This is a genomic window from Bradyrhizobium sp. McL0615, assembly GCF_049993905.1.
GTDB lineage: Bacteria > Pseudomonadota > Alphaproteobacteria > Rhizobiales > Xanthobacteraceae > Bradyrhizobium.
Map to the genome: position 1 here is coordinate 7094136 of NZ_CP188254.1, position 16916 is coordinate 7111051.

13 protein-coding genes and 1 pseudogene are annotated in these 16916 nt (G+C 56.9%); 2 read left to right on the forward strand and 12 right to left on the reverse strand.

Annotated features, from left to right (window positions below):
- Positions 1-32: 32 nt before the first annotated feature.
- From ACPPVP_RS34280 to ACPPVP_RS34325, 10 genes and pseudogenes are all read right to left on the reverse strand, one after another.
- The gene (locus ACPPVP_RS34280; RefSeq protein ID WP_426527979.1) at positions 33-995 is read right to left on the reverse strand and encodes a glycosyltransferase family 2 protein; all 963 of its coding nucleotides are present in this window, start codon (positions 993-995) and stop codon (positions 33-35) included.
- Between the two features lie 86 nt (positions 996-1081).
- Positions 1082-1726: a hypothetical protein gene (locus tag ACPPVP_RS34285; protein WP_426538441.1), complete on the reverse strand. Its 645-nt coding sequence runs from the start codon at positions 1724-1726 to the stop codon at positions 1082-1084.
- A 9-nt stretch (positions 1727-1735) separates the two neighbouring features.
- A pseudogene (locus tag ACPPVP_RS34290) lies at positions 1736-2140 on the reverse strand (hypothetical protein); the annotation flags it as partial.
- Between the two features lie 999 nt (positions 2141-3139).
- A complete protein-coding gene (locus ACPPVP_RS34295; protein WP_426527980.1) occupies positions 3140-4081 on the reverse strand; it encodes a glycosyltransferase family 2 protein in 942 nt (313 codons plus the stop codon).
- Between the two features lie 107 nt (positions 4082-4188).
- A complete protein-coding gene (locus tag ACPPVP_RS34300) occupies positions 4189-5475 on the reverse strand; it encodes an ABC transporter ATP-binding protein (protein ID WP_426527981.1) in 1287 nt (428 codons plus the stop codon).
- A 24-nt stretch (positions 5476-5499) separates the two neighbouring features.
- Positions 5500-6390, reverse strand: a complete 891-nt coding sequence (locus ACPPVP_RS34305; RefSeq protein WP_426527982.1) for an ABC transporter permease — start codon at positions 6388-6390, stop codon at positions 5500-5502.
- A 230-nt stretch (positions 6391-6620) separates the two neighbouring features.
- Positions 6621-7148: a transcription termination/antitermination protein NusG gene (gene nusG / locus ACPPVP_RS34310; RefSeq protein WP_426527983.1), complete on the reverse strand. Its 528-nt coding sequence runs from the start codon at positions 7146-7148 to the stop codon at positions 6621-6623.
- A 6-nt stretch (positions 7149-7154) separates the two neighbouring features.
- Positions 7155-9464 carry a polysaccharide biosynthesis tyrosine autokinase gene (locus tag ACPPVP_RS34315; protein WP_426527984.1) on the reverse strand — a complete coding sequence of 770 codons (2310 nt, stop codon included), beginning with the start codon at positions 9462-9464 and terminating at the stop codon, positions 7155-7157.
- Between the two features lie 165 nt (positions 9465-9629).
- Positions 9630-10124: a hypothetical protein gene (locus tag ACPPVP_RS34320; protein ID WP_426527985.1), complete on the reverse strand. Its 495-nt coding sequence runs from the start codon at positions 10122-10124 to the stop codon at positions 9630-9632.
- Positions 10102-10971: a hypothetical protein gene (locus tag ACPPVP_RS34325; protein WP_426527986.1), complete on the reverse strand. Its 870-nt coding sequence runs from the start codon at positions 10969-10971 to the stop codon at positions 10102-10104. The genes ACPPVP_RS34320 and ACPPVP_RS34325 overlap by 23 nt, the downstream gene beginning before the upstream one ends.
- Before the next feature lie 370 nt (positions 10972-11341).
- Here ACPPVP_RS34325 and ACPPVP_RS34330 point away from each other — a divergent pair, with 370 nt between their 5' ends.
- A complete protein-coding gene (locus ACPPVP_RS34330; protein ID WP_426527987.1) occupies positions 11342-14125 on the forward strand; it encodes a tetratricopeptide repeat protein in 2784 nt (927 codons plus the stop codon).
- Between the two features lie 60 nt (positions 14126-14185).
- Here ACPPVP_RS34330 and ACPPVP_RS34335 read toward each other — a convergent pair whose 3' ends face one another.
- The gene (locus tag ACPPVP_RS34335; protein ID WP_426527988.1) at positions 14186-15043 is read right to left on the reverse strand and encodes a phosphodiester glycosidase family protein; all 858 of its coding nucleotides are present in this window, start codon (positions 15041-15043) and stop codon (positions 14186-14188) included.
- 282 nt (positions 15044-15325) lie between these two features.
- On the opposite strand from ACPPVP_RS34335, the gene ACPPVP_RS34340 reads away from it, so the two are divergent.
- Positions 15326-15955: a hypothetical protein gene (locus tag ACPPVP_RS34340; protein ID WP_426527989.1), complete on the forward strand. Its 630-nt coding sequence runs from the start codon at positions 15326-15328 to the stop codon at positions 15953-15955.
- Positions 15956-15975: 20 nt separating this feature from the next.
- On the opposite strand, the gene ACPPVP_RS34345 is transcribed toward ACPPVP_RS34340, so the two are convergent.
- Positions 15976-16893 (reverse strand): NAD-dependent epimerase/dehydratase family protein, encoded by a 918-nt coding sequence (locus ACPPVP_RS34345; RefSeq protein WP_426527990.1) that lies wholly within the window; start codon positions 16891-16893, stop codon positions 15976-15978.
- Positions 16894-16916: the final 23 nt, after the last annotated feature.

Genomic DNA, 16916 nt, shown 5'->3' on the forward strand with positions numbered 1-16916 from the left:
AACGCGGCTCGCAAAAATCCCAAATCACTCTTTTATTGACGACGAAATGACCTGACTGCGCGAATAGTTTCCGCAATGCTTTCCGTCCGGCTAAACCCAAACATCTTAAAGAAGATCCGATAAACCAAAGGCGCTGCGTCTCCACGCGGATGAAACGCATTGTTCGTCTGATAGATTTGTCGAATCAGGCCGTTCGCGAACTCTCTGTCGTGAGCATAGGACGTGCGAGCAGCTTGAAATCTAGTCTGTTCGAGTGCTCTGCGGTGATTATTCTGCAGCGCACCGGCATCGATGAGGAAATTTTCAAGCTTGTTCAGCAGGTCCATCTGATGGGTCAACGTTTTTATTGGAGAGCGCCGCGAGATCGACTCGTCATTCGCCTTCCGATAAACCGATAGGGGTTCCTTCAGCAGCTTGAACTCTTTGCCCGCGATTATGAGGCGAAGGATCAGCTCATGCTCCTGGCAGACCGGTTGATTTTGGTTCCAGCCGCCGACCTCGTTGAGGGCCTCCTTCTTCCAAAGACAGGCGGTCGTGGAGAAACGTCCCCAACCGATATAGTTTGCAAGAAGGTCATCATCTTCGTACGTCTGCTGATATGTTTCGCCGGTCTTCTCAATAAACTCAATCGGTGGCGAAGAGACGACTGCAACATCTCTGTTGCGCTCGACGGCCTCTATCTGCCGTTCAATTTTCGCCGGCAAGAGGTAATCATCAGCATCGAGAAACGAGAGCCAATTACCACGGCTCAGTTCAATAAGCCGATTGCGCGCGAAGTTGCTACCACGATTGGGACCGAATTCGGATCGAACACGATCGCCGAAACTACGAATGACATCCTGACTGCCATCCGTCGACCCGTCATCGACTATAACAATTTCTTTATTCAGATACGTTTGATCCATGGCACTTTGGATGCATTGGCTGATCCACTGCCGAGCGTTGTGGCACGGGATGAGAATTGAAACTAATGGACTCACGCTAGCGCCGGTCATCTATCTGCTATAATTCAGTCTCGACCTGGTGTTTATCGCTGTCACTCTACCAGCTTTGCGCCACAACGATCTGAAACCATGCAACACTACTTGTGCTCCATCGCACACCGATATCCGTCCATCGTGAGTTCTGCGACTCTGTCCCAGTTACATGCGTCGCGCCAAGTTGCCGCCGCCGCAAAGTCCGGCGGAAGCGACAGCGCGGCGTCGAGTTCGGTGCGGAAATCGGTCGCAAAATCGGTGAAGCGTCGCACACAGGGCGTCGGCTCATCGAGTTCGATCGTGTCGAGCCGACGGGGCAGTATCAGGGGAACGCCGTACGAGCGGGCCAGGCTGGCGGCGCCGGACGTGAGGATTTCGCGGTAGTTGGCGATCACGGCGTCGGCGGCGCTGAGCCACAAACCAAGTGCATCATCCGAGAGGAATTCGAACCTCGATACGATTTGCGACGTATCGCCGATGACATTCGAGATGTGAGCCGCGTAGGCATCGGACCCCGGTCTTCCCACGATAGCTAGCCTGGCCGGTGGTTGCGCCTGCCTCCACCACGTGATGACATCCTCCAACCCCTTGTAGGGCTTCACCGCGCCGAACATCAGGGCGAGTTTGCCATCGCCCAGGCCGAGTTGCCATCGCGCTTGGGCCTGATCGACGGGCGGGCGCATCGCGACCGACAGATCGCCATGCGGAACGACGCGGACCAGCGACGGATCGAGGCCGAACGCCTGCACCAGCTTCCGCTTCGCTCCGGCCGAGTGGGCAAAGACGACCCTGGATTTGCGGTTCGCATAGCGGACATTGCGGCCGATTAGCATCTCGGAGGTACGATCATGCGCATGAAAATTGTGCGCTGTCGTCACGAGAGCAGCCCTCTGAGACGCCTGATGAAGATCGAATGGAAATCGCGCTCTCCGGAATAGGTCGAAAGCATCGCCTTTGTGCGGATAGTATGCTTCCGGCCAATGCAAATGGAGGATATCGCATTCCTGATCCTGCAACAGCCGGCTCAACGGGAAGACGCGCTTGTATCCTTGCAGAAACCGGACGTTCGCACCACGGCGTATCAAGGCATCGGCCAAGAGCGTCTGATAAGGTACCCCTGCCCGGTAGTCCGGAGCGAAGAGGATATTCATCGGCCTGGACATCACGGTCGGGCATTTCGCCGGCAGCAGCCGCCTCGCATCAGCGACCCACCGGACTCAGTTGCACAGTCGACGGACGAGCGCATGACTCCTGCGTCCATAGGCACTGTTCCAGGAATCGATCCTGCATCAGATGCGCGATTCCCTCTCCATACATCAGGTGACGGATGGCGCCGACGTAATGACGGAAGATGCGCGGGGGAATGCCGGCTTCCAGACGAACGTCGTAGTCTTTCGGTAGCAGCTCGGCGCCGAACCGGGAACCGCACAGAGCGTACAGCGTCTGCTCGATCCGCCAGAAGTGCCCCTCGGCAAGACCGGGCACCGCCAGAAACTCCTCGATCCACCCCAGCCTCATTGAATCCCGATGAATGACGCCGAAGCCGCTGTTGACCCGGGCCAGCAGTTCAAAATCGAGCTGGGTGCGTACCGCTTCGGCATCGACTGTATAAGCGCTTTTGCAATCCGCATTGAATGCGTTGAGACGATAGTTGCCATCTTCGAGACGGGACAGAAAGTCGGTGGGCTCATCGAAGAAAAGCAAATCGCTGTCGAACAGCAACATCCGTTCCGCCTGCAGGAAGGAGATGAAGTCGAATACCTTCAGCGCCAAGAGGTTGGTCTTGCGGAACTGCAAACTGCGCGGGAACGCTTCCAGTTCCCGCGCAAGCCGCTGGTCGGCCTCGTGGCGACGAATGATCCTCGCCGTTGGGAAATGCTGTTGCAACGACGACAGCGCGAACGGGTCCAGCGAACCGTCTTCATGAACGCACAGCGAATAGCGTCGGCCGCTCGCGGCATAAAATGACTTCAACGACCAGATCAGGTTGAGCCAGTCATGCCGCGACGTAAGGACATGGATCTCAAACCGGCGATCCGGCGTCTCTGCAATCGGCGGCGATTTCAGGATATGCCGACGCACGACGTCGCGGTACCAGGCGACGCGCAAGCCATGCTGAAACATCTGATGCAGTCTCAGCCGGAGAGCACCGGGTGTAAGCCTCATGATTGAGCCGTCATCCGGTTTCTGAAAGATCGAATCCCCGGCACGCGCTGCCAAAAACCAGGCGCCATCACGACCCGAGGATTGGTAGCGGAAAACCACGCCAGCCTCATCAACCGCCGCCATCGCGCTTCATCACGGTCGAGCGACCGCTGTACCTCATTCAGGAAACCAGCCTGATAAATCCACTTGGCTTGCAGGGCTTTTCGTTTCTGATGCGCCAGTCGGTTGCTTGGACCAAAGAGATACGGCTGAACGACCTCGAGAAGCTCCTGGGCCGTTCTGGCTGGCTGCGTTGATTTCTGGTTCGGCTGCAGGCGAAAGGCCGCGAGTTCTGCATCTATGAATCGAGCAGCCCCGCCGGCGGCAAATATCCGCAGCCAGTACTCGTAATCCATTACCAGATGCAGATCCTCGCGAAACGCGCCGACTTTCTTGCTGATGCGCTTCGTCCAGAACACTTCCGGCTGAACGAAATTCCGCCGCTTCCACCAGACATCCCAGAGGTCTAGAATTTCGTCGTAGCGTTCGATTGAACCGATGCGTTCATCCACCTTCTCCCCGAACTGATCGACGATCCGGCAGCGCCCATGCCAGAGATCGACGTCGGGATTTTCGCGATATGCGATGGCGACGCGTTCAAAAGCGTTATCCAGATAATAATCGTCGCTGTTTATGTAAGCAATGATGTCTCCAGTCGCGAGCTTCAAGCCTTTGTTGATGGCGTTTGACTGACCACCATCCTTTTCGCTTACCCAGTAGGCCAGATGCGTTTCGTACTTCCGAATGAGATCAACAGTCCCATCCGTGCTTCCGCCATCGATTATAATGTATTCTAGTTTCGGATATCCCTGACCCAGCACCGAAGAGATCGTACGCTCGATAAACTGCGCCTGGTTGAGCGACGGCGTAATTATTGAAATCTTGGGGAGTTCCAACATGGCGTCAGTTGATGCTTGAGTATGTGTTACGGGTTTTTCCGAAGACAACACTATCTAAGCGGCCGTAATTTGGTGCCGAGGCTTGCAATAACGGATCAATGCCACGCCTAAGTCCAATTGAGAATAGGGGCCATCAATCCAGGCCGATTGTCTTCTAAACTCCAAAACGGGGAAATGCCGTGCCGTAAGTTAACGCAAAACTCTAGAATGGCGTCCTCATGCACTATCCACGACACGTTGTGAATCGAAATTCGCGCATGTACGAGATAGTTGCCGCCGTTGAGCAGTCCGCGTGGAATTTTGCAGCGCCAACGATTGCGCCCGACCCGGACGGATGGCCAGTTTTCCTCCTGAGAGTCCGTTTGATACGTCCGGAGGATTGTAGCTCCATCAGAATTGGCCAAGTCAAATCCAACGCATAAGCTCTTATCCAATTTCCTGGCGATGAATTCGAACTCAATGAAGAAATCCTTGTCGGTGTCGACTGAACGGCAGACCTCTCCACCGTCGTTAATTATTCGAACCGCGAGAAGTGACAACGCATCATTTCCCGGCGCCGCATGCTCCGGCCACACTTTTTCCCCGCCGGGGGACTGAGCGCGCCTTAGGTATTGACCGACCACCGCACGCGAAGGGCCGCACGTCTCCACCGTTCCGGAATTTAACAAGATGGCCCGATCGCATAGCGATTGGACAGCTTGGAGGTTGTGACTAACGAACAACACCGTTCGCTTCTCCTTGTTTGCAACGGAGTGCATTTTTCCTAAAGATTTTTTTTGAAAGCTCGCATCCCCCACCGCAAGCACCTCATCAATGATGAGGATTTCCGGCTCGAGATGCGCCGCCACTGCGAACGCAAGCCTGACATACATGCCGCTGCTGTAGCGCTTGACGGGGGTATCGAGAAATCGCTCCACCTCCGCGAAGTCAACGATCTCATCGAATTTTCTCCTGATCTCCGTCCTGGTCATTCCGAGGATGGCGCCGTTCAGAAAGATGTTTTCCCGGCCGGTCAATTCGGGGTGGAAGCCGGTGCCGACCTCCAGCAGGCTTGCGATGCGGCCCCGCACCACCGCACGGCCGCGATCGGGCTCGGTGATCCGGCTGAGTATCTTGAGAAGCGTCGATTTGCCGGCCCCGTTCCGCCCGATGATTCCGAGTACCTCGCCGCGCTTCACCTCGAAGCTCACATCACGCAGGGCCCAGAACTCTTCAACTTCATCGCCCTGGACGATGGCGCGACCGCCGATGAAATCGAGTCCCTTGCGGACAAAGTTTCGCGCTTCACGGGCAATGACATCACGCAGCGCGGTGTATTGCTCGCGCGAACCGGTCTGATGGCCGATCAGATAGCTCTTCGAGAGATTCTCGACGGCTATGGCTACGTCGGACATTACGTTCCAGAACCCTGCGTCATCTCAGATCAAATCCGCAAAACTTTTTTCCATCTTCCTGAACTGGCGAATGCCGAACCACACGAAGAATGCGGCGACGGCAATGCTCAGTGCGAGCCCCGGCCAATACAGCCGGCTCTCGCCGCCCAGCAGGCACCAGCGGAACCCATCGATTACCCCGACCATCGGGTTGAGCGAGTAAAGCAGGCGCCAATGTTCCGGAACGACGCTGGAACTGAATCCGACAGGCGATACGTACAGCCCCATCTGGACCATGAAGGGGACTACATATCGGAAGTCGCGGTACTTGACGTTAAGCGCGGTGATCCAAACCCCGATGCCGATGCTCGCCGTGAACGCGATGACAGCAAAAAACGGCAGGAACAGAACCTGCCAGCCTGGCGCGAACTGGTACCAGATCATCAGGCCGATGAGGATGACGAAGCCGATCAGGAAATCGACGAACGCGACCATGACGGCGGCTGTCGGCACGATGAGACGCGGGAAGTACACTTTGCCGATGAGATTGGCGTTGCTGATGAGGCTGTTGGAGGCGTCTGCGACCGCGGTCGCAAAGAAACTCCACGGCAACATGCCGGCGAAAACCATCAAGGCGTAGGGTGCTGTTCCATCTGACGGCAGCTGAGCCAATTTGCCGAACACGACCGTAAAGACGACCATCGTCAGGAACGGTCGAATGATGGCCCAGGCTGCCCCAATCACCGTCTGCTTGTAGCGGACGGCAATGTCGCGCCACGCCAGCACTTGGAACAGTTCCCGATAACGCCACAAGTCGAGCCAGTAGTGGCGTTGGGCGCGGCCGGACTCGATGATCAGTTCATGATGTTCGACGGCGTTGCGGCCGGCTTCCGCCTGCGGCTTTGTCTGCTTGAGCGGCATCTCTAGCGCCGGCATTCCAAAATCACCTGATCTATTTGACAGCGGCGGTGCCCTGACCTGGAGGCTCGCCGCAGCTTGCCGACGACGAAAATCGCTTACGTTTCGTCATCACAGCATGCCCATCGCATTGACCGGCCCGAACCGCACTGTGACAATCAGGAACACAACAATCCACGCTACCGCACTACGGGTGAATCGCTTCACCCGATCTCGACGTCATCATGGGCATTCGCCGGTGCGTGCGTTCACGCCGCCGGAGCGAGCGCGCGGCGTTCGACCGACACGGAAACCGCGCCGCCCATAATCTCAAGCAACACATCTACGCGGCGGCGCGCGTCAAGCCGCATGATCGTTGCAGTAAAATCAGCCAGTGGCCCGGACAGGATGCGCACGCGCTGACCCTGCGCGAGCGAGTGGTCGAGCCGCGTTAGCCCGGCATCCGAATGCCCGAGCAATGCTTCCACGATGCCGAACGGAACCGCGGCTGGCCGGCCCTCCTGCGCTACCAGGCTCGATACACCGATCGTGCTGTTGATGAAAGACCAGGCGTCGCGGCCAATGTCCAAGCTAACGAAGAGATAGCGCGCAAAAAGCGGCCGGCGCACGTTCGACAAACGCCGGGCATGCCGAATTGTTTTCTCAATTTGCGGCAGAAACGTTGTTAGTCCCTGCGCCTTGAGATTGAGTTCGGCTTTTCGCTCACTGTTTGGCCGCGTATGAACGAGATACCAACGGTCGCCTAGCGTCAACTCATGTGGGGATGAAATTGGCATTTCCCTTCAATGAGCGCGAGAAGAGCTGCTCCGCCTGGGAGGAGAGCTGCTTTGACCGTAATACTTATATTCACCATATGGCTCGTAGCTGGCGAGGCCCGCAAAGTCCACCTTGTTCAGCACGGCACCACGCATCTTCATCTGCACAGCCGGAGCATTGCCGAGTGCATGGCGCACGGCGTCCATCTTGGTCGACCCCCACTCGACCACAAACATGTACGATTCAACGAAGCGCGACACCGCAAGGACATCAACTGTCGAGATCAGGGGCGCCATGTCGACGATGATGAAGTCGCAGTAATTCTTCAATGACTCGATCAGCAGCTTGACATTGCGCGAGGCGAGCGCTTCGGTCGGATTGCGAACAGACGGATTGGGGACCATCGGCAGGAAGGTCAAGTTGGTGGCTGGATCGCGCCACATGACTTGGGCCAAATTTGCCTCTCCGACGGCAACGTCGAGCAGTCCGAGCTTTGCGTCGGGAAACAACGCCCGCGACAGCGACGGATTGCGGACATCACAGTCGATCAACATCACACGCCGACCGGTCGCGGCCAGCTGACTGGCGACGCCGGCTGCAATTGTCGACTTGCCTTCCCCAGGCATATGCGATGTCAAGCCGATCACTTGACAGCCTCCATCAGGCCCGGAGTCAAGCGAAAGCTTGACCGAGCGGATGGCGTCAGCATAGGCCGAGTTGGGCGCGTCGATCGCGTTCCACAACATCCGTGATCGCCCACGATGGTCGTTCTTGAGAGCGCCCGTAGGAGCCGATGGAGCCGGCAGCGCTTTCGGCCCGCGCGCCATCTGCAGGACACCGCGATATGAAAGCTTTGGTGCATTGGGGTTTTGGCCGACCCGCGGAATCAACGCAAGGCATTCAGTGTTGAGTACCGACCTGATCTGTTCCCTGGTCCGGAAGCTGCTGTCGAGCAGCTCCCGCAGCGCGCCGAACCCGACGCCGAGCATCCCGCCGGCGAACAGTGTGGTCAACCAGAGCTTCAGGGTTTGCGGCCCGGTCTGCGTCACCGAAGCCGACGAAATCAACCTCGCGTCGCTGATCGGATAAGTTTGCCGCTGGACAGCTTCGGTGTGCTGCTTGAGAAAACTGTCGTAAAGCGAGCGATAGCTTTTGGCGGCCGCCTCGAGGCTGAACAACGTCACCTGAGCCTGATTGGCGTCCTGCGTTTTCGACAGTGCGCCAGCAAGCGTTGTTTCCAACTCGCGTTGACCCTTCTGGGCAATTTCAAGCTCGCCCTTGGCAGTTTCTTCGATCCGGCCGAGTTCATCGGCAATGGAGCGACGCATGTCCCTGATCTGGTTGCGAATATTTTGCACTGAGACGTGATCCGCACCATAGCGCGCAGACCAGGTGGCCTCCCGGTTGGTCAAATCAAGGTACTTCTCGCGCAGGGAACCGATGATACGGTTGTTCATTGCCTCCGAGAAGTTTTCGCCGACAGGCAGGCCCGGCTGATCCCTGGAGTCCTGCTGATAGCTTTGGCGAACGGCATCCATTCGTTCAAGCCGGGCCTGCAAATTGGCCACCTGCGCCCGCGCCTTGCCCAGTGCCGCGCTAGTATCGCTTAGCTGCTGCTCGCTTACGAGTGTGCCGCCTGCCGAAACAATGTTGTTTTTGGCCTTGAACTGAACCACCGCGCGTTCCGCTGTAGCCGCCTGGTCGCGAAGATTTTGCAGCCGCTCCTGCAGCCAATCGCCTGCGCTACGCGAGGCCTGGTATTTCGCGTTCAGCTGGTCCGCAATGTAGGCATTGACCATTTCGTTGGCGATCTTTGTGGCAAGCTCCGGATCGCGGCCAGAGAAGTCAATCCTGATCATGTAGCTTTGGCCAATGCGTTGCGCCCTGATCCCGTTCGCTAAGAGCGCGACCGCAAGGTTTGTTCGCTCGGCGTCCGACTTGGCCGCCGCAGAACGGGACAGCAACCGGTCCAGCGGACCCTTGTCTGAGCGGAGGAATTCTGGATCATTCGCGAGATTAAGCTGCTTGACGACGTAGCCCAGCACATTGACCGATCTCAGGTTCTGCAAATTGGTTTCAAACCAGGCCATATCGAGCGGTGCAGCACGCCCCGGCTCATCCAGCGGCCCCTTGCGGCTCTCAATCGTCATGGTTGAGGACGCTGTGTAAGTCTTGGGGCTGCTCAGCGCGTTGATGGCCCCGATTGGCAGGACAATAACCAGCCCGAGAATGATCGGGAGGTATTGCCTTTGGACGAAGCCACGCAAATAATCAAAGCGCTGCCCCAGACTTGCGGGTGCGGTTGCTGGCTGCGGTAGCGGGTTAAATTCAGACACGCGCGCCTACTCGTCTCATTTTTTCCGCCCCTGGGCGCCATTGTGCGAAAAAACGCACTCGCCGCAGCGCGGCAGGTAACTGATCATTAATATATTTTTCGTTTTCGGGCAAAGCTTCTTTAGCCGTTTTCCAAACAAAACTAACGACTTCGGGGATTCTTTAAATCAGCTTCGAGAAGGGTCGAATTTATCCCAAGGGAGCCGATCGGCCTCGCAGCCTCTCCGTGCTACCACCGCAAATACCGGGCTCGGCGACGCAGCTAGGCCCAGTTCCCTCTGAAACCGCGACCACAGTGCGTCGACGACGGTCTGGAAGGTAGGCTGATCGGAGTAAGTCCGCCCTCGGAACACAACAAAAAGTTGATCCTCGGCCTCTGCGTAGCGCCGGATCAAGTCGCGATCCCAGCCCAACGCCGGGGACCTTATGACAAGCATACGGCATGAGCCGGAGCTGGCCGTTACTGCGGGTTTTCCTTGTTCCGCGCGCTCCATCATGGAGACACTGAAATGCTGCCCAACAAGGAACTCGGCCAAGCGAACCTGAATATGGCGATCGGTCGGCTGCTCGTGAGGAGTCACACGGGCAATCACTTTCCAGGCCAAGGTAAGCGACAGGAACAGAAGAAGGATGAGGTATTTAAGCGCGCGCGAAGATTTCACGCCGCGCACCAAGCACAGTCACGCCGACCATCAAAGCTAGCATGATGGAATTGGTGATCATGTCGCCCCACGAGCTATGGATCAATTCATAATGCCGATGGCTAAATCCCATCAGGCTAATGCGCGTCACGTTGACAGCGATGACAGACGCGCAGGCGAAGGCGGCCCAGAACACGTCCTTGGCGGTCCACCGGTGCCCGACCCATTGCGTAATGGTAACCCAGCACAACAGCGCCAGCGACATGTTTGCCAGCGAGGAGCAAGCCGGCAATACGATCATTTGGCCGGACCCGTCCAGGAACCCAACCATGTTGCCGGTCCTTTGGGTGCCCAAAAGCAGCGACACGAACGATGCATCAATGTCCAAGATAGGCTTCGCAAAAATCTGAAACAGCAAGCGACTCCACAACATAGGCGCTGTCATCGCAAGCAGGATCAGAGCCCCCCGCATCCGTTCGCGATCGGTGTTTGCGAATAACAGGATATACAAGCTCAGTCCCGTCACCCCCATCCAACTTAGGGGAAAAATCGGAAGGGCAACCAAGACCAAAAATATGAGCGCGACAACCAAGTCCAGGCGCTGCACTTGCTCGGGTGATTTCGTTGAGACCAGGGAGATTCCGGCAAAGCAGGCGAGCAATATGATGACGTTGATGTCCGCGCCGGCAAGCGCCCCCTCCCAATCCGAGAACTGAAAGCCCTGGATCAACCGCCCCAATAGCCCGTTGGCGCAACCTGCAATGTAAAGGATTGCGAAGAAGTCATTACGCGGGATAGCCTCCCAAACCGCAGAGAACATCCGCAGCTTGAAGGCAGTCGACCGCTCTTGAAGTGACGCGTCCGCCATTAGCATCTCTGGACATATAAAATAACAGCGCTCGCCTTGGTTAGGCTAGCGCGCAGCAGAATTCTACCACAATTATCAAGCGATGCTTTTGGACACTGATCATCGTACCCAAACGAGATGCTATGGGCTGAAGGGTTAATTAGTACAACAGGTTACGGAGCGTCTTTAAGTTCGTTCGATCCGATCGGACGCTCCAAGCGAGCGCGAATACGTCCGTCTGCGGATGCGAAGTCCTTGAAATTCTTATCGTTCGATCTGCAGCGGCCTGGCAGTTGAATGTCTGACCGCGGGCCAGTAAGACGCTGGCACCATTCTTCGCAATCTACTGACGCGGATTATGAACACCCCTAATTAATTGGGACAGCTCTTCATGCCCATTACCTTTTTTATCCCGGCTTTTCGCGCGGTGGTTCGAGGCTCCGGTCAACGCTGGCGGTCAGGGCTCGCATTATCAATCGCGGCGCTTGCAATTGCGGGTTGCTCGGAAAAAGCTCCCACCAAAGACCAAATTCTATCTCGCGCCAACGAAGCCTTTGCTGCTCAACGATATAGCCAGGCGGAAAAGGACTATCGTGAGGTCCTCCGGCTTGCGGCTGACGATCCGGTGGCGATGCGTCGACTGGCGGTCCTGTATTATGACCAAGGGCAGATAGCCCAAGCCTACCCTCTGCTGAAGAAATACGCCGGCCTGCAGCCGGATGACGCAGAAATGCAGGTCAAGTTCGGACTGGCTCTCCTTGCGACGGGCGATTACGCGCAAGCTCGCGAAGCAGTCCTGCAGGCATTGGCTAAACGCCCGGGCGATGAGCAGGCGCTGTCGCTGCTGGCCGATGCCACCCGAACATCTGAAGAAGTTGAAGATGTCAGAAAGATGATCGAAGATCTTCGCAAAGCGGACCAAGACCGTCCAAGCTATCATTTGGCGCTAGGCTCGCTAAGCTTCAGAAAAGGTGAAAAAGCGGGCGCCGAAACAGAGTTCAAGAAGGCCCTCGTACTCGATCCCAAGTCCGCCACGGCTCACGTGGCTCTGGCCATGCTGTATTGGAGCAACAACGACCTCAAGGCTGCAGATCAAGAACTCAAGACCGCGGCGGACCTTGCCCCCGTCACCTCCCCCGTCCGCTTGCGATATGCAGATTTCAAGGTTCGAACAGGGGCTGCTGCAGAAGCGAAGGCCATGCTTGAGGACATCAACAAGCAACTGCCCGAGTATCTGCCGCCTCGCGTAGCGCTTTTGAAGATCGCATGCGCTGAGCAACAAAAAGACGACTGCGCTGCCCGCGTGCAAAACATTCTGGCCCAAGACCCCGCCAACTTCGAGGCGGTCTATCAGGATGCACTCATCAGCGCAAAAAAGGGCGATACATCCAAGGCCATCCGTGAGCTGGAATTCTTGAGCAATGCGTTTCCTCGTAACGCGCTGGTCCGCTATCAGCTTGCCAGCGCGTATTTGCTCTCCGCCGTCAACGCCAGCGAAGTGAATGTGCGGAAAGCCATCGAGAGCGCGGAAAACCGGGTAAGCGAAGCGGTCAAGCTCGATCCCAAGCTTGAGCCCGCAGTGTTGCTGTTCGCCGAATTAAAGATCCGCAAAGGCAACGCCGCCGCTGCGATTGAGCCCCTAAAGGAATTGATCAAGGAACGACCGCAGACCGCGCAGTCCAATTATCTTCTCGCAACAGCCTATTTGGCCCAGCGGCAAAACGCCGAAGCGGCATCGACCTACCAGCAAATGGAAACGCTGTTTCCAAAAGATCCGCAGCCCTCGTTTCTTCTGGGCAACGTCCTCCTAGCACAAGGTCAGCAGGCAGACGCTCGAAAGGCGTTCGAACGAGCCGCCGTGATTTCTCCCGATTATTTGCCTGCCACTGAGAGGCTGATCGATTTTGAGATGGCGGACAAACAGTACGCCACCGCCATGGGGCGGGCTCAGCAGCAGATCGATAAGGATCCCAAGCGGGCTCAGCCGTGGGCATTGCGCGCCAAGGTCTATTTGGCGCAGCGCGATTTTGCTCATGCCGAACCCGATCTCGCAAAAGCCGTCGAAATCGACCCCAAGTTCGAGGCGGCTTCTCTGTTACTCACGCAGCTTTATATTGCCACGAACAGACAGGACCAGGCGATCGCGAAGCTCAATGCTTTCGCCGAACAGAACAAGAGCATTCCAGCGCTCGTCCAGCTCGCCTCCATCTATGAAAAGGATAAGAATTATACCGCCGCGCGCGATGCCTACGAGAAGCTGCTTGCCATCAATGGCAATAACGCTCTTGCCTTGAACAATCTTGCGGTAGTTTATTCCGAGCGCCTCGATCAGGTTGACAAGGCGCTGGATCTAGCCAAGCGAGCCCGCACGAACTTTCCGAACAATCCGAATCTTACGGATACGCTCGGGTGGGTCATGTACCGCAAGGGCGATTATCGAAATGCCCTGCCGCTTTTGCAAGAGGGAGCCGCCAATCTCACGGAAAACCCCGAGGTTCAATACCACTTGGCGATGGCTCAATACATGATGGGAGATGAGGCGGCCGCCAAGACGGGGCTGCAAAAGGCAGTGCAGCTATCTTCGGCATTCCCACAAAAAGCTGAAGCGCAGCAACGCTTGGCAATGCTAACGATAGACGCAAAGACATCTACCGGGGATGCGCGCGCGGCTCTGGACGCCTATCTCCAGCAACAGCCCCGCGACCCGGTTGCGCTTACGCGGCTCGCCCGCTTGCAAGCGCGAGACGGCTCGGCTGATCAGGCAATTGCAACCTATCAGAAAGTCATCGACGCAAATCCGTTGTTTGCGCCCGCTCTCCGTGATCTCGCCCTCGCTTATTTGGCGCGAGGGGGTGATGACTCAAAGGCCTTCGACGTCGCCGCAAAGGCGCGACAAGCATATCCAGAAGATGCAGAGCTCGCCAAAACATTCGGTATCCTGAACTTCAAGCGCGGGCTTTTTCCGCAATCCGCGGAGCTTTTGAATCAAGCCGCCGGGTCCCGCCGCAATGATGCAGACATTCAGCTTTACCTCGGAAAGAGCTATCAGCAGTTGAAGAGATGGGATGATTGCAAATCAGCTCTCGAGCGGGCACTCGCAATCGGTCTCCCCGCGGCAACGAGAACAGACGCCCAGACGCAATTGACGGCTTGTACCGAACAGGGGGCGCAGTGAGCATTTAGCCAATGGCTGCCGTCGGCTGCTGGTCTGAGCAGACCAGACCGTTGCCGATCGTTACGGTTCACCAAGCGGCCGCGCTTTAACGCCGAAAAAAGTCGCCACCGGACGCCAGCCCCCGAGCAGCGTTCCCCTTACTAGGTTCCGGCCGCCTTCCCCGATGGCCATCGCGGATGAGCCACCGCCGTCGAGCAGCATGGCATCGCGTGCGCCCAACTTCGAGAGCTTTTCGAGCACAAGGTGCGGTGAAGCCCACTCCGCTACGATGAGAAAAAGCAATTTGCGCTCCGCATCAATTCCGACAGCGGTTCGTTTGTCGGGCTTTCGGTCGCTGCCGGACCATACCTTGCCGCCCCGCAGACCAACGCCCTGCCCGCCGATTCCCCATTTCGCCTTTCGGAGATCCTCCGGCCTTGGCGGCTTGGACGGCCGCAGATGCGCGTTTAGCGCATCGTCAAACCATAGGAGATAGGTATGTTCCCAGATATGGCTCGTCAGATGGTCTGACACAACGGTCTCCACCCCCTTTGCAAGATCCCCTGGCAATCCCGGTCGCCACCTGGGCTCCGACGTAAACAGTGCACCGTTGATAACGACCGCAAGGCCTTCGTTTCGCAGGACGTCGTCTATCCAACGCAGGCGATATTGAAAGCCGCCCGCCAAGGCCGACGGGTCGAGTGGAGTGACGTAAAGCTCTATTCCCGGGACGCTGAGTTCAACGCGCACCCAATGCAGGATGCCATACCCCTCCTCGCTACGCTCCAGAAGTTCGCAGCCGTAGGTGATACCTGAAAATACTGACCTGGGCTCGGGCGCGCACTGCCTCGAATAGACTGAATCCGCGCTAGCGAAGAGCGCCAACCCAATGGCAAGGGCAATCTTGGCATAGCGATGCTGTAAGGGCGTTATGACCATGGCACCGAAATTCTGAATTCAAAACGACTCTGGCATGCTATGCCGCTTGAATGTCCATTGCCGCAGACCGGGCACATCCTTGCAACACGAGGGGCCCGGAAATCGCAAAGAACGGCGTTCGCGACCTTCTCCTGAGTAGCGCATCAACTTCGAAAGATGAAATTCAAAATGACATTTCCGGTTAGGTCGCATGGAAGGCCAAGGTGGAATAATCCCGGATCCGATATGAGGATACATCGTCTGTTTACCGGCGTTATGTTTCCGCACGTTAGGGAGTAAGAGTTGCGGGGGCTTGTCCCAAAGCGCGAGCACACGGCGATTACCCCGCCTCGCCTTCGCGCGTCTCCTCGACTAAGCATCGCGCGTCCGGCGGGCAACGGTCGTTGGCGGAAATGGCTGCTGTGGACCTTGCTACTATCGGTTTTAGTTGCGGTAGCGACCGGCTTCTGGTTCCAGGTGGATATCTGGCCTCCTTCACTGCTCAACCAAACGATATCATCTGCCTTCCAAACTGTCCGCCACAGGTTTGAACGAAATGACGGAGCCCACACCGCTTACCTTACTTTTGAGAATTCGAAGGCGTCGATTAATCGCCCGCTCCCACTTGGAATCGTCTTGATTAACAGTGTCAGCGAGGAGACTGTGGTTCTCAGCGGACTGATCGAAGGCACAAGTCTCTCCGCTGGAACCGCGTTGACCGCGACACGCTGGTCCCTGCCCGCACGCGACTTGGACAAGGCGTTCATCTCAGCTCCTGAAAACTTCGAGGGTGTTATGGAGGTAATCATCACACTCTACTCAGCCAGGCAGGACATCCTGGAAACGAAGCAAGCTCGCTTCGAATGGAACGGTTCCGGCAAAGCGGATAAGCTTCCCGTAACAATTGCCCCAGCTCAGCGTCTCTCTAGGTAGCCGATGCGGGCGGAACGGTTTCAAGCGATACTTGCCTGTCTGTACCATTCCACCGTCCTCGCCAAGCCCTCGTCCAGGTCCATTTGAGGAGACCATCCCAGCAGCGCCGCACCACGGGTACCGTCGACCGCTTTATGAGGCGCGCCGTCCGGCTTTGACCTGTCGTACACAATACGTCCATTGTATTTGACAATCGATCCAATGCGTTCAGCGACATCGGCAATTGACACGCCCTTCCCAATGCCGACGTTAACGGGTTGGTCGCAGGGTGCACATGTCATGGCACGGAACATTGCTTCAGCTGCATCATCGACGTAGAGCCATTCCCGCACCGGAGCGCCGCTACCCCAAACGATAACCTCCGGAGCGCCGCGCCTATGCGCCTCCAAAAATCTCATCGCAAGGCCACCGACAGCGTGCGAGCGAACGTCGTCGAGATGGTCTCCTGGGCCGTACATGTTGGAGAATACGAGGTTGATGGTTTGCAGGCCCCATTGCTTCGCATACGCCCAGGAACCCATCCAGGACAACTTGCGCAGCAGACCATAGACCATCACCGACTCATGGAGCGGCCCGTCCCAAAACCGGCTTTCCTCGAAAACCATGAGCTCCGATGGATAGACGCAATTGGCCAGCGGATTTACAATGCGCTTCACGCCCGTCTGATGCGCAGCCTCAAATAGATTGGCGATCATCGGCATATTATTGCGGAATATATCCGCCGGTTGCTTGAGGCCGAATTGAATTCCGCCCGCGAAACCCGCACAGTTAAGAATAGTTGTCGGCCGAACAGCTTCGAACAGCTCAAGCGTCTGGGCGAAATTGCGCAGATCCGTGCCGAGAGAAAGTGACGTTCGGCTGAATGCTATGGACGCCTCTTCCAACCTCCGGCACAATCGCTGACCAAGAAACCCGGTGGCGCCCGTCACGAGAATCATCTTGTCTCCTTGCAGACGTGAAT

Coding starts and splice junctions, on each gene's coding strand:
- ACPPVP_RS34330 (WP_426527987.1), top strand. CDS start 11,342: ATGCCCATTACCTTTTTTATCCCGGCTTTTCGCGCGGTGGTTCGAGGC.
- ACPPVP_RS34345 (WP_426527990.1), bottom strand. CDS start 16,893: ATGATTCTCGTGACGGGCGCCACCGGGTTTCTTGGTCAGCGATTGTGC.
- ACPPVP_RS34280 (WP_426527979.1), bottom strand. CDS start 995: ATGACCGGCGCTAGCGTGAGTCCATTAGTTTCAATTCTCATCCCGTGC.
- ACPPVP_RS34325 (WP_426527986.1), bottom strand. CDS start 10,971: ATGGCGGACGCGTCACTTCAAGAGCGGTCGACTGCCTTCAAGCTGCGG.
- ACPPVP_RS34300 (WP_426527981.1), bottom strand. CDS start 5,475: ATGTCCGACGTAGCCATAGCCGTCGAGAATCTCTCGAAGAGCTATCTG.
- nusG (WP_426527983.1), bottom strand. CDS start 7,148: ATGCCAATTTCATCCCCACATGAGTTGACGCTAGGCGACCGTTGGTAT.
- ACPPVP_RS34305 (WP_426527982.1), bottom strand. CDS start 6,390: ATGCCGGCGCTAGAGATGCCGCTCAAGCAGACAAAGCCGCAGGCGGAA.
- ACPPVP_RS34335 (WP_426527988.1), bottom strand. CDS start 15,043: ATGGTCATAACGCCCTTACAGCATCGCTATGCCAAGATTGCCCTTGCC.
- ACPPVP_RS34295 (WP_426527980.1), bottom strand. CDS start 4,081: ATGTTGGAACTCCCCAAGATTTCAATAATTACGCCGTCGCTCAACCAG.